Below are 13,051 nucleotides of genomic sequence, written 5' to 3'. Positions count from 1 at the left end.
GCGCTGTTGTTAGCGCCCGTCTATTGCACGCCGGCGCGGAGCGGTGTTTCGCCAACGTCGGCGATGACTTTCTCAGGTGCCGGTTGGCCGGGTTGCACGAGTGGTGATGCATTGGCCGCCATCATTGAATCGGATTGTGTGCCGTTGCCCTGCAGCCGCGCCATATATTGACGCGAGCGCTCGCGCCGTTCCGCATAGGCCTTGAGCCGTGCTGCCTCTTTGGCCTTTTGGGCAAGGCAAGGAGTGCAGATCGGATTGCCGTTCGCATCGAAGCTGTCATAGCCGACATAGGAGACGGAATTCGGCTTTGCCGATGTTCCGACCTCTTCGATGGAACTGCCCGCTTGAGCCGATACTGTAAATAGCACAATGGTCGTTGCGGCAATGATCTGGCGAAGCATGACAACCGGTCCCCGTTCTTTTCTTGGCCGACTGTTAACAGCGATTTATTGCCAAGCCTTGTTCGGGATGGATTCAATTTTAATCATGACCTCATTCGGCCTGTTCATCAGCACATACTTGCAGCAAGTGTTCTCCATCGTGTAGGCAATGCACGCGATCGGAGATAGCTTTGGCACTAATCCTTGCACCAGACGAGCAAGCAATCCTGACGGCAGCCTCTGCGCTTGCCGAAGGCAAGCTCGTCGCTATTCCGACCGAGACCGTTTACGGGCTTGCCGCTGACGCCACCAATGGCGATGCGGTTGCCGGTATCTTCGAGGCAAAGGGCAGGCCGCATTTCAACCCGCTGATATGCCATGTATCCGATATTGCCATGGCGGCACGATATGCGGTGATCGATCCCCTGTCGCGGCGATTGATGGATGCGTTCTGGCCCGGCCCGCTCACATTGGTATTGCCCTTGAAACCAGACACCGCCATTCATCCCCTGGTGGCGGCAGGTCTTGATACGATAGCCCTGCGTATGCCGCGCGGCGTTGCCGGAAAGATCATCGCCGTTCTGGACCGGCCGCTGGCAGCACCCAGCGCCAACACATCCGGCAAGATTAGTGGAACCAGCGCCGAAGCAGTAGCCGATGATCTTGGCCAAAAAATCGCTCTGATTCTTGATGCTGGTCCATCCGAGGTTGGGCTGGAGTCCACCATTGTCAAAGTGGACGGCGATGGGGTTCTGCTGCTGCGTCCGGGTGGGCTCACAGCAGAGGATATTGAAGCGGTCATTGGCGGAAAACTCAATCGTATTGACCAGCGCGCTGCTATTCAGGCCCCCGGCATGATGGTCTCGCACTATGCGCCATCGGCGGGTGTACGGCTCAATGTGCATGAGGTGCGGGAAGGGGAGGCTCTGCTTGCTTTTGGCCCCGAGCGGGCCCGCGGCGCCGAACGCGCCCTTGCAAGTTTCAACCTCAGCCAGACCGGCAATTTGCGCGAAGCCGCCGCCAATCTCTTCGATTTCATGAAACGTCTCGATAGTCTCGGGGGTGCGGTGATCGCTGTTGAGCCTATTCCCTTCAACGGACTGGGCGAAGCCATCAATGACCGGCTCGTCCGCGCAGCCGCGCCTCGCGTATCTTCAATCGCTGAAATGGAACAGATAAAATGACGCTGACGCCAGATCTGATCGAACGCTTTACTGCGATTGTTGGTGAGAAGTACGCACTGCGCGATCCGCAGGACATCGAACCTTATCTCGTCGAGCCGCGCGACAAATTCGATGGTAAGACGTCGCTGGTGCTGCGGCCGGCGCAGGTCGAAGAGGTTTCGGCCATTCTCAAACTGGCAACGGAAACCGGCACGGCCATTATTCCCCAAGGTGGCAATACGGGCTTGGTTGGCGGGCAGGTACCCGACGAAAGCGGCAACCAGATCATTCTGTCCCTGTCCCGGTTGAACAGGATCCGTTCCATCGATACATCCGGCAACCTAGCCATCGTCGAGGCCGGCGTTGTGCTGCAGAAGTTGCAGGAAGCGGCCGGACAGGCTGGCCTGCTGTTTCCTCTGTCACTCGGCTCGGAAGGCTCCTGCCAGATCGGTGGGAATCTCTCGTCCAATGCGGGCGGCACAGCAGTTCTTGCTTATGGCAATACGCGCGAACTCTGTCTTGGCGTTGAAGTTGTGCTGCCTACCGGCGAAATCCTGAATGATCTTCGGACCGTCAAGAAAGACAATACCGGCTATGATCTGAAAGACCTGTTTGTCGGTGCGGAAGGCACGCTCGGCGTGATCACTGCCGCGGTCATGAAGCTCTTCCCGCTGCCGAAGGGCAAGGGCGTCGCCTATGCCGGTCTCGCCAGCCCGGACGATGCATTGAAGCTTTTGAGCCTCGCGCAGAGCCATGCCGGATCATCGTTGACCGGCTTCGAATTGATGCCGCGTATTGGTGTCGAGTTTTCGGTGGCCCACACCGATGGCGTGCGTGATCCGCTGCAGGAGCCGCACAACTGGTATGTGCTGATCGATATTTCCTCGTCGCGCTCCGCCGAGGATGCGCGGGAAACCATTGAAGCAATCCTGACGGAAGCCTTTGAGGCGGGCCTTGTCGACGATGCGACGATTGCAGAAAGTACGGCACAGGAGAAATCGTTCTGGCATATGCGTGAGGCGATGTCCGATGCGCAGAAGCCGGAAGGCGGCTCGATCAAGCACGACATTTCCATTCCGGTGGCCCGCATTCCCGAATTCATTGCTGAGGCGGACGCTGCCGTACTCGATCTCATCCCGGGCGCACGCATCGTTTCCTTCGGCCACATGGGCGATGGCAATTTGCACTACAATATTTCCCAACCGATAGGCGCTGACAAACAGGCCTTTCTCGATCGCTGGGTCGAGGTCAACAAACGGGTCCACGATATCGTTCGCGCCTATAACGGGTCGATCTCGGCAGAGCATGGCATTGGCCAATTGAAGCGCAAGGAGCTTGCGGAAACGAAATCCCCCGTGGCGCTGGATCTCATGCGCCGGATCAAGAAATCCTTCGATCCCGCCGGTATCATGAACCCCGGAAAAGTGATCTGATTCCATCAATCATTTGTTCATTCCCCTTACCGGAATCTTGGGGTTGGTTGGGTTTCGATAACCATTCCACCTAATCAGAAAGAGTTAACCCCGTTCGTTAAGCGGACTTGGGAAAGTTGGCGCCTATTGTTGCCCTAACGAGACCGGAAAATGGTCCGCACTACAGGGAAATACAGAGAAGACCGGAAAACCGGCTCTCAGGATCGACAGAAGGCGTCACATGAAGAAAACCGGAGCCAAGCCGGTTTGGGCAGGTCGGGAATTCCGGCTTGACCCATTCCATCTGCCACAGACGGTCACCTACGCCACGCGCGACGACCGTAACGATATCACTTTCACACTGCACGAACGGGGTGCTGTGGTGAAGCGATTGCTGCCGGCAAGTCATCTGCCTGTCTCGCTCGCCTTGCCTGCCTGTGCCTTTCTCGGCGTGACAGCGCGCGCCGCCGAGGACGAGCTTGGAGATATCACGGTAACTCTGGAACTTATGCACACGGATCCGCATCTCTCGGTGCCGCTGTTGGTCGCCCACGACCTCAATGACATTGCTGCCGATTGGCGCGCCTGGTCGGCGCTGTTCAAACTGCCGATGATGCTGGTCGAGGAAGACGGTGTCGCGCGGCAACTTGATCAGAGTATTGGACCTGTTGCCGTTGCGGCGCCAAAAGAGCGCCGTCAAGGCCGCGAGCCGCGCCGCCGCCGTCCGCGCTTCCTTGCCCGTCGCAAGATGGGTGATCTCGGCCTGCGCCTGGTGATTGGCGGCGAGGAGATCATTGCCCAGGGTGGGAAATAGCCGACAGAAAAGCGCCAAAGTGGGGATAAGTTTTGGGTGCAAATCCAAAAGAACCCCTCCCTGCTGCTGCGCAGCCTCCCTCCCCACAAGGGGGAGGGGCGGACTGTCGCGCCTGTCATCGCTGCACACGCCAAACAGGAGGCGTTGCTGGATAAAGCGCTGTTACCCTCCCCCTTGTGGGGAGGGAGGCTGCGCAGCAGCTGGGAGGGGTTTTTCTTCTTAAATCTCAGGTATTTCGAAAAATAATCGTGGCTACTTATCCACGCTCATCAAGCCTCGGTTATTCTAACGGCGTCCTTTCCACGGGGAGCTGCTTCCGGAGCCGTTCGAAAGTGGGGAAGGACGGCGTGTCAGTGGGCGGGCAACGGACCCAAGCACTGGCCGACCTGTTCGTCTTCGGAGGTCAATCTGTGCATACAGGCAGATATTGCCTCCGATTGTTGACGCCAAACGCCAATCGTGCGGACACTGCACCGACGGCGACGATGGGCCCGGACTCCAGGCGTTCATCCACTCGCCCCGCGGAACAGGCAGAAGCTGGCCGGCAGGGGGACAACGTTAGCGGGCGGTCTTCGGATCGCATTATCTATCTACCAAGGCGCGCTTCGACGACCGCCCGTCTTCCCACCACCATTCAATGACCAGACGCGAAAGCGGGCGTGGCAAGGGGGAAGCATACCCGGTTCTTTGATATCATGAGGACGCTCAGAACAGCGGCTTGACGACTGTCCACAACCCACCAAACACGAGGCCGAGAAAGATCAGCCAGCCAACGACGGTATTCGACTTGAACAGCCTCAGGCATTCGTTCGGGTTGTCAATGTCGAGTGTCATGATCTGGCGATACATATGCGCGCCCGCGGCCAGCAATCCGGCCACCGCTGGCATAGGGACCTCGGCCACGGCAAAGGCGCCGAGGAAAAGCGCCAGCGCGCCACCATAAAGCACGATCAGGGCTTCGCGCGTGCGGCTGCCGAACAGCCTTGCGGTTGAGTGCACGCCAACAAGTGCATCGTCTTCCTTGTCCTGATGAGCGTAGATCGTGTCATAGCCGATGACCCACAGGATCGATCCGGCATAGAGAAGGATCGCCGGCCAGTCCAGTGAACCGAAATGCGCGGACCAGCCGACAAGCGCACCCCAGGAAAAGGCAAGCCCCAGAACAAGTTGGGGCCAGTTGGTGATTCGCTTCATGAAGGGATAAATCGCGACGATAACCAGCGATCCGACGGCCAGCAGCACCGTGAAGAAATTGAACTGCACGACCACCGCCAGTCCCACCAGTGCCTGCAGAACCAGAAAAATCTTCGCCTGTTTGCGCGTCACCTGACCTGATGGAAGCGGCCGCGAGCGCGTTCGCGCAACCTTGTTGTCGATGTCTTCGTCGGCAAGATCATTATAGGTGCAGCCTGCGCCGCGCATGGCGATAGCGCCGATCAGGAACAGCACCAAATGATAGGGTGAAGGCAACACGGACCAGATCGGAGCGCCGACCTTTGCACCGGCGGCAGCGGCAAGGGCGGTCGCCCACCAGCATGGCCATAGCAGGAGCCACCAACCGATTGGCCGGTCCCAGCGTGCTAGTTGCGCATAGGGCCAGAGCCAGTTTGGCAATGTCCGGTACACCCAATGGCCCGACGGCGCATCGAAAACGCGGCCACGGGCTTCCGTTGACTGAATGATGTCTTTTTCTGATGTCATGGTTTGACCTTGCAGTGGTCATCTCCGCAGTCAAGCATTATACGCGGTTTTTCAGAGCAAATCAGTGTTGCGCGCTTGACCCTTACGGCATGACACCATACCGAGACGACAAATTCTTTGAATGCGGAGCAGAATTTCGATGAACGTCTTGCTGATAGGTTCGGGTGGCCGCGAACATGCTCTGGCCTGGAAGATCGCGGCTTCGCCGGTATTGGCGAAGCTCTATTGCGCCCCCGGCAATCCCGGCATCGCAAGCGTTGCGGAATGCGTCGCGCTCGATCCCGCAAACCATGAAGCGATCATCGCCTTCTGTCAGGAAAACAACATCGATTTTGTTGTCGTCGGGCCGGAAGCACCGCTGGTAGCCGGGATCGCTGATGATCTGCGCGCTGGGGGGATTTCAGTATTCGGGCCTTCAAAGGCCGCCGCACGCCTTGAAGGTTCGAAAGGCTTCACCAAGGACCTTTGCGCCCAGTTCGATATTCCAACGGGCAAATATCAGCGTTTCACCCAGGCGGAAGCAGCCAAGGCGTATATCCGGCAGGAAGGCGTGCCGATTGTTGTCAAGGCTGATGGGTTGGCAGCGGGCAAAGGCGTCGTGGTCGCCTTCGAGATTCAGGAAGCGCTCGATGCTGTCGATGCCTGCTTCGAAGGGGCCTTCGGCGGAGCCGGTGCAGAGGTGGTCGTGGAGGAATATCTCGAGGGCGAAGAGGCAAGCTTCTTTTGCCTCTGTGATGGCAAGACGGCGTTGCCCTTTGGCACCGCCCAAGACCACAAGCGCGTCGGCGATGGCGATACGGGTGCCAATACTGGCGGAATGGGCGCTTATTCGCCAGCACCGGTGATGACGCAGGCGATCATCGACCTCACCATGCGCGACCTGATCGAGCCGACGATGCGTGGCATGGCCGAGATCGGCGCGCCTTTCAGCGGTGTGCTGTTTGCGGGTTTGATGATCACCAGGAATGGCCCAAAGCTGATCGAGTACAACACGCGCTTCGGCGATCCGGAGACTCAGGTGCTGATGTTGCGTTTGAAGGACGATCTGTTGTTGCTATTGAAAGCCGCAGCCGATGGGGCGCTCGATCAGATGTCCGTCCGCTGGAACGACGATCCCGCACTGACGGTTGTCATGGCCGCCAAAGGTTACCCGGCGGCACCGGAAAAAGGCAGCGCGATCAGAGGCGTTGACGTCGCTGGCAATAGCGAGAACGTCGAGATATTCCACGCGGGAACGGCAGAGAAGAACGGCGAGCTGGTCGCCAATGGCGGCCGGGTTCTCAATGTCACCGCGAGCGGCAAGACGGTTCAGGAAGCGCAGGAAGCAGCTTACGCGGCGATTGCGAAGATCGATTGGCCAGAGGGTTTCTACCGGCATGATATTGGCTGGCGCGCCATCGAGCGTGAGAAGGCGCTATAGGAAAGGCGTCAAGGCGGGGTAGCGGATACGGTCTGACTCATCCACTGCCATATTGGTCTTCTTCGAACATGCCGTCGAGATACCGAGAAGCAGGCTGTCATCGGGATGATCGATCTTGTGGGCGACAGACTGACTGAGCGCGAGGGATAGCGCGTCTACGGTGAGGGTCCTTGCCCTGAGCCGTCCTGCTGGCACGACCGCGACCGAAGCCGTCACCGTGCTGTCAACCGCCCCCTTGATCGGAGGCAGCAAAGGTTCAGCGGAAGCTACGAGTATGGGCTGTTGGTCCGGCTTGTCGTCGGGCATTGGCAGATTGTCCGGCGGAACAGCCTCGACCAGACCACCGAAGGGCCACGTCCTTTTCAGCTCCGTGACTGTCATATCGGCAATGTTGACGTCGATGTCGCGGCTGGTCCCGGGTGGACGATAGGGACAGCGCCGCTCTGTGCAATTGTTCTGCGATGTGAATTGCCAAAGCGCATAATCCTGCCAGTTACCTTTGGGGAAATGCGGGGCAATATCCGATTGATAACGCGCATACCAAAGCGGCAGGCGGGACAGGATGGGCAACTCCAGTCTGTGATCGGCGATATATCTTGCAGTTGTCCCGTTCGTGTAGAGAACGGGATAACGTCCGGTGCGAAACTTGATGTGTTCGGCGAAAATCTGCGCATCCTGCAGCGACATGAATTTCTCGGGATCATTCTCCTCGATGTCGATCGCCATCAATTCATCGTCAGCCGGATCGGTGTATTCGATAAAGTGATTGGCCTGCTCGATCGGATTGCCGGGACGCCCAAGATGATAGGCTCCCCATTTCAGTCCCAGTGCTTTGGCGAGCTGGCGACGTGTCTGGTACAACTCGCGCGAGACGGAATAATTGCGCCATATGCGCTTGCACAATTCCTGCTGCATCGCGTCGACAATTCGGTTGCAATGGTAGTTGGCGGGCATGCCATCGGAGCCTTTATGAATGAAGGCGGCAACGCGCTGGTCCTTGACGATTTCCATAAGATTGAATGAATTGTGTTCGTAACCGTCGAGTATGATCGCACGTTCCTTGTTTGCCCAAGGCGACCGGAACTCTGACTCCGCATACGTCGGGCCGCCAGAAAACAGGGTGGCAACGATCATAGCAAAAGCACGCACGCGGATCGTCAAATGGGGTTTCCCTCACACCTCGCGAACAAGTCTCTAAAACCGATAGTACCGAATGATGGTCGCCGCATCGCGGTTAATATACCGTTAGTCACCGCTAAATGCGGTTTTAAGCGGCTATTTTGGAACAGGATTTCCGACCGCTAGCTCATTATCTTACGTTTACGTAAAAATCCACTTGCCTCGAGCGGGCGCGAAGTTGCAATGTGCAGTTCGCAACGAGCATCACCGGATGAGGAGACAGTGATCCATGTACCGCGCGCCTGTCGAAGAGATCGCCCATACCCTGAAGAAAATCGCCGGCCTCGATGAGGCTATCGCACAAGGGCGTTTTGGTGATCTTTCGGATGATCTGGTAGATGCGATTCTTGAAGAAGCTGGAAAGTTTGCGTCCACCCGTGTGGCACCGCTCCTCGAAGTCGGTGACAAGCACGGTACACCGCTCAAGGATGCAGAAGTGACCATGCCGCCCGGCTGGAAAGACGTCTACGGGGAGTGGATTGCGGGCGGCTGGAACGCCTTGACCGGCAAGGAGGAATTTGGCGGGCAGGGCTTGCCGATGATGCTGGCCATTGCAACCTTCGAAATGTGGAACTCCGGCTCGATGGCCTTCGGCATTGGGCCAACCTTGACGCTGGGTGCCATCGAGGCGCTGGAAGCCCATGCTACCGACGAGTTGAAGCGAACCTATCTGCCGAAGCTCATATCGGGCGAATGGATGGGAACCATGAACCTGACGGAGCCGCAGGCAGGTTCTGACGTTGGCGCTTTGCGGACCAGGGCCGAGCGCACCGGTGATAGTACATATCGCATTTTCGGCACCAAAATTTTCATCACCTACGGCGAACACGATCTCACAGAGAATATCGTTCATATGGTGCTGGCGCGCCTGCCTGATGCACCGGCGGGCACCAAGGGCATTTCACTGTTCCTCGTGCCGAAATTTCTGGTCAACGAGGATGGATCCCTCGGTCCTCGCAACGACGTCTTTTGTGGCGGCGTCGAGCACAAGCTGGGGATCCATGGCTCTCCCACCTGTACGATGATCTACGGCGATGGTTTCGCGAAGGCTCGGGAGCCGGGCGCCATTGGCTGGCTCATCGGTGAGGAAAATCGGGGACTCGCCTGCATGTTCACCATGATGAACAATGCACGTCTGGCCGTCGGTATTCAGGGTGTGGCCGTGGCGGAGGCTGCCTATCAGAAATCGCTGGCATATGCCCAGGAACGCCGTCAGATGCGCGCGCCCGGCTGGTCGGGTGAGGGCATGAGCCCGATCATCGAACATCCGGATGTCCAGCGTAATCTGCTGACGATGAAGGGGCTGACTGGGGCCGCGCGGTCCATCGCCTATGCCTGTGCTCATGCGCTGGACATGGCTAAAACCGGTATCGGCGACGACGCCCACCACTGGGCTGACCGCGCCAATCTTCTAACGCCGGTCGCCAAGGCATTTTCGACCGATATAGGCGTTGATGTGGCATCCATTGGCATACAGATTCATGGCGGCATGGGCTATATCGAAGAAACGGGCGCTGCACAGTTCCTGCGCGATGCACGCATTGCACCCATCTATGAGGGCACCAACGGCATTCAGGCTATTGATCTCGTCCAACGCAAATTGCCGTTGGGGCGCGGCCAGCATATCAAGGATTATATCGCCGAGCTGCGGAATGTTGCGGACGCTGTTGAATCTCTAAACAAAGCCGACTTTGGCGATACGGGAACACGTCTCCGCGCTGGTCTGAACGATCTGGAATCGACCAGCCTTTGGCTGCAGCAGGCGCTCGCCAACGGCGAAATCAGCGCGGCCTATGCGGGTGCGACGCCATATCTCAGGCTCTTCGGCCTTGCTGCGGGTGCGACGTATCTCGCAAAAGGGGCGTTGGCAGGTGAGAACTCCGGGCGCACCGCGCTGGCGCGATTCTTCGCGGAAAACCTGCTGTCCGAAACTTCAGCGCTGAAAGATCGCATTGTGCATGGCGCACCGAGTTTGCTCGGCGCGCGTTCGGCTCTGGTTTCATAAGGAAAATTCATGTCAGACCACATTCAAATCGAACGCCATGGCGCAGTCCAGATCATCCGGATGAACAGGCCGGAGAAGAAAAACGCACTTACACGGGCCATGTATATGACGATGAGGGAGGCGATAGTCGTCGGCGACGCCGACGCGTCTATTCGCACTCATGTGTTCTTTGGCGTGCCGGGGGCTTTTTCATCTGGCAATGATCTGCAGGACTTCATGGCCTTTGCCACCACCGGCAATATGGGCAGTGAAGTCATTGATTTTCTTATAGCTATGGCAGGCGCGAAAAAGCCTATCCTGGCAGGTGTAGACGGTCTTGCGATTGGTATCGGCTCGACAATCCATTTCCATTGCGATCTGACCTTCGCCACGCCGCAGTCGTTCTTCAAAACACCTTTCGTCGATCTTGGATTGGTGCCGGAGGCAGGATCAAGCCTTCTTGGGCCGGCGCTTATGGGGCATCAAAAAGCATTTGCATTCCTTGCGATGGGCGACGGACTCACCGCAGTTGAAGCCAAGGAGGCCGGTCTGGTTTACAAGCTGGTCGAAACGGAAGAACTGGAGAGCACTGTTTTGAAGGTGGCGACCGAGGTTGCGGCCAAGCCACCGGAAGCCATGCAGATTTCGCGTGATCTTCTGCGCATGCCGCGAGAAGACGTTGTTGAGCGCATCAAACTGGAAGCAAAGCATTTTGCCGAACGCCTCCGGTCGGAGGAAGCGCGCAACGCCTTGATGGCCTTTCTCACGCGCAAGAGAGGCTGATTAGGGATACAGCCGCGTCTTGCTCCAGTCACCTTCAGGTGTGTCGCGGCTGAAAACCATCCGGTCATGCAGGCGGAATGGCCGGTCATGCCAAAATTCGATCGAGGTCGGACGAATGCGAAATCCCGACCAATACGAAGGGCGCGGGATTTCGCCAATCGCATAGCGCGCGGTGTATTCAGCAACAGCCTTTTCCAGAGCAAACCGGCTCTCAAGTGGGCGAGATTGTTTGGAAGCCCAGGCGCCGATACGGCTCCCTCGGGGGCGTGTCGCGTAGTAGGCATCGGCTTCTTCGTTGGTGACGACCTCGACCGGACCGCGGACGCGGACTTGACGACGAAGCGTTTTCCAGTGAAAGCACATAGCAGCCTTCATCGAACCAAGAATTTCGCGGCCCTTCTGGCTTTCGAAATTTGTATAGAAAACAAAGCCTTGGCTATCGAATCCCTTGAGGAGCACCATGCGAACATCTGGCAGCCCATCTTCGTCAACTGTTGCCAGCGCCATGGCGTTGGGGTCATTGGGCTCGGTTTTGCTCGCTTCCGCTAGCCATTCTTCGAAGAGCGCGAACGGTTCGGATTTCTCCGTGAAGTCATCTGTTGTTAACTTCATTTAATCCATAGTCCCATAGTCATTTCGGATTGACCTTGTTAAAGAGAGGTATGTGTTTGGCGTTTCTACGATCTGATAGCAAGAAATTTGGTACAAAAAAACAGCATTGGCGCGGGCCTTATCCGGGCTTTGCCGTTGGTATTGCCCTATGCTTGTTGTCTGGCTGTGCCATGAAGGATTTCAGCATCGAGAAAGCGGTTCCGGATCAGGCAACAGTAACAGGCTCGGTCGCTCCCGCACAACCTGCCGACAACAAGGGCTCGTCAGATCAATTGACAGTGCGAAACATCGTTTCTGCGTTGAATTTCACCCAATGGGGCAACAAGCCGGTTCCTTGGTCGAATCCCGAAACGGGTAGCCAAGGCACGATAACGGCCATTGCCGAGAAGAAAGACGACGCTGGCCTTTGCCGCGAGTTCCAGACTTCGCGCGAGTCATTTGATGGTGTCATGATCTACAAGGGCGAGACCTGCATGCAAAATGGCGGACAGTGGACATTGAAATCCTTCGCGCCTATGTAGCAAGGTGAAAATCTTGTACCATTTTTCCGCTTTTTTCGTCTTGAATCTCTGGAATTTCTTCCTATTCGTGAGCATATAGCAGCGGAATCCCAAGACATCTCGCTCCTTGCGAAGAAAGGCAGACACATGCGCGATCCCTATAGCGTGCTGGGCGTCGCCAAGACGGCGAAGCACGAGGAAGTAAAATCGGCGTTTCGCAAGCTCGCCAAGAAATATCATCCCGACCAGAATCAGGATGACCCGAAGGCGCAGGCAAAATTCTCCGAAATCAACCAGGCTTACGAAATCGTTGGCGACAAGGAACGTCGCGGCCAATTTGACCGAGGCGAGATCGACGCCGAAGGCAAGCAGCGCGCGCCTCAAGGGTTCGAAGGGTTCTCTGGCACCGGTGGCGGTGATCCATTTGCCGGGTTCGGCGGTGCACGCCGTCCGGGCGGCTTTGAATTTCGCAGTGGCGGCACGTCCGGCTTGGGCGCAGAGGACATTTTGAGCAGCCTGTTTGGCGAAACCGCGGGCATGGGCGGTTTTGGTGGCGGGGCGCGCCGCGCTGGTCCGCGCAAGGGTGCGGATCTGCAAGCGACGATTGACATCAGCCTTGAGCAAGCGGCTGGCGCAGAGAAGGTCGAAGCAGTGTTTCCGAACGGAAAACGGCTTGCAATCAAACTGCCCGCACAAGTTGAAAATGGCCAAACGATTCGCCTGAAAGGACAGGGAGAAGCTGTTCCCGGTGGCACCCCCGGTGATGCATTGGTCACAGTCCGCTTCAAACCGCATCCGAAATTTCGCGTTGAAGGAAGGGATCTTCACGTCGAACTGCCGGTTTCGCTGCGCGATGCGGCCCTCGGCTCGCGCCAGGAAGTCGAGACGCTCAATGGCCGTGTAGCCGTTAAAATCGCGCCATGGACCAGCTCTGACAGGGTTTTGCGGCTGAAAGGCAAGGGTTTGCCGAAGAAGCCGGATGGCCACGGCGATCTGTTTGCCCATGTCCGCATCATGTTGCCGGAAAACGGCGATCCAGCTTTGGAAGCTTTTTTGCGCGATTCAGGTCACTGAAAATCCAAAACCAGATTGACACCGTGCTT

At 57.4% G+C, this 13,051-nt stretch carries 12 protein-coding genes; 8 read left to right on the top strand and 4 right to left on the bottom strand.

The window, feature by feature from the left end; translation table 11 throughout:
* Nucleotides 1-20 precede the first annotated feature (20 nt).
* Nucleotides 21-401, bottom strand: a complete 381-nt coding sequence (locus tag ACSQ3H_RS20710; protein WP_436118777.1) for a hypothetical protein — start codon at nucleotides 399-401, stop codon at nucleotides 21-23.
* A 170-nt stretch (nucleotides 402-571) separates the two neighbouring features.
* Between ACSQ3H_RS20710 and ACSQ3H_RS20705 the strand changes: the two genes are divergently transcribed.
* The 3 genes from ACSQ3H_RS20705 to ACSQ3H_RS20695 all read left to right on the top strand — a co-directional run bounded on the left by ACSQ3H_RS20705 (nucleotide 572) and on the right by ACSQ3H_RS20695 (nucleotide 3,769).
* Complete coding sequence (locus ACSQ3H_RS20705; RefSeq protein WP_436118776.1) at nucleotides 572-1,564, top strand: L-threonylcarbamoyladenylate synthase; 993 nt, start codon at nucleotides 572-574, stop codon at nucleotides 1,562-1,564.
* Nucleotides 1,561-2,976 (top strand): FAD-binding oxidoreductase, encoded by a 1,416-nt coding sequence (locus ACSQ3H_RS20700; protein ID WP_436118775.1) that lies wholly within the window; start codon nucleotides 1,561-1,563, stop codon nucleotides 2,974-2,976. Before ACSQ3H_RS20705 ends, ACSQ3H_RS20700 begins: the two co-directional genes overlap by 4 nt.
* 220 nt (nucleotides 2,977-3,196) lie before the next feature.
* Nucleotides 3,197-3,769 carry a DUF6101 family protein gene (locus ACSQ3H_RS20695; RefSeq protein WP_436118774.1) on the top strand — a complete coding sequence of 191 codons (573 nt, stop codon included), beginning with the start codon at nucleotides 3,197-3,199 and terminating at the stop codon, nucleotides 3,767-3,769.
* A gap of 705 nt (nucleotides 3,770-4,474) precedes the next feature.
* On the opposite strand, the gene ubiA is transcribed toward ACSQ3H_RS20695, so the two are convergent.
* Complete coding sequence (gene ubiA, locus ACSQ3H_RS20690) at nucleotides 4,475-5,470, bottom strand: 4-hydroxybenzoate octaprenyltransferase (RefSeq protein ID WP_436118773.1); 996 nt, start codon at nucleotides 5,468-5,470, stop codon at nucleotides 4,475-4,477.
* Nucleotides 5,471-5,609: 139 nt separating this feature from the next.
* Between ubiA and purD the strand changes: the two genes are divergently transcribed.
* A complete protein-coding gene (gene purD / locus ACSQ3H_RS20685; RefSeq protein WP_436118772.1) occupies nucleotides 5,610-6,890 on the top strand; it encodes a phosphoribosylamine--glycine ligase in 1,281 nt (426 codons plus the stop codon).
* Here purD and ACSQ3H_RS20680 read toward each other — a convergent pair.
* Nucleotides 6,885-8,051: a glycoside hydrolase family 25 protein gene (locus ACSQ3H_RS20680; protein WP_436118771.1), complete on the bottom strand. Its 1,167-nt coding sequence runs from the start codon at nucleotides 8,049-8,051 to the stop codon at nucleotides 6,885-6,887. The two genes, purD and ACSQ3H_RS20680, sit on opposite strands and share 6 nt — an antisense overlap.
* A gap of 247 nt (nucleotides 8,052-8,298) precedes the next feature.
* Between ACSQ3H_RS20680 and ACSQ3H_RS20675 the strand changes: the two genes are divergently transcribed.
* Together ACSQ3H_RS20675 and ACSQ3H_RS20670 are read left to right on the top strand one after the other, a co-directional pair.
* Nucleotides 8,299-10,074, top strand: coding sequence for an acyl-CoA dehydrogenase family protein (locus tag ACSQ3H_RS20675; RefSeq protein ID WP_436118770.1), 1,776 nt, complete (start codon nucleotides 8,299-8,301; stop codon nucleotides 10,072-10,074).
* A 9-nt stretch (nucleotides 10,075-10,083) separates the two neighbouring features.
* Nucleotides 10,084-10,836 carry a crotonase/enoyl-CoA hydratase family protein gene (locus tag ACSQ3H_RS20670; RefSeq protein WP_436118769.1) on the top strand — a complete coding sequence of 251 codons (753 nt, stop codon included), beginning with the start codon at nucleotides 10,084-10,086 and terminating at the stop codon, nucleotides 10,834-10,836.
* On the opposite strand, the gene pdxH is transcribed toward ACSQ3H_RS20670, so the two are convergent.
* Nucleotides 10,837-11,448: a pyridoxamine 5'-phosphate oxidase gene (gene pdxH, locus ACSQ3H_RS20665; RefSeq protein ID WP_436118768.1), complete on the bottom strand. Its 612-nt coding sequence runs from the start codon at nucleotides 11,446-11,448 to the stop codon at nucleotides 10,837-10,839. It lies immediately after the preceding gene.
* Between the two features lie 50 nt (nucleotides 11,449-11,498).
* Between pdxH and ACSQ3H_RS20660 the strand changes: the two genes are divergently transcribed.
* Together ACSQ3H_RS20660 and ACSQ3H_RS20655 are read left to right on the top strand one after the other, a co-directional pair.
* Nucleotides 11,499-11,969, top strand: coding sequence for an RT0821/Lpp0805 family surface protein (locus ACSQ3H_RS20660; protein WP_436118767.1), 471 nt, complete (start codon nucleotides 11,499-11,501; stop codon nucleotides 11,967-11,969).
* 126 nt (nucleotides 11,970-12,095) lie between these two features.
* A complete protein-coding gene (locus tag ACSQ3H_RS20655) occupies nucleotides 12,096-13,022 on the top strand; it encodes a DnaJ C-terminal domain-containing protein (RefSeq protein ID WP_436118766.1) in 927 nt (308 codons plus the stop codon).
* Nucleotides 13,023-13,051 lie beyond the last annotated feature (29 nt).

This window comes from Phyllobacterium sp. LjRoot231 (assembly GCF_964253365.1).
GTDB lineage: Bacteria > Pseudomonadota > Alphaproteobacteria > Rhizobiales > Rhizobiaceae > Phyllobacterium.
This window is presented reverse-complemented; position numbering and strand designations above follow the sequence as displayed.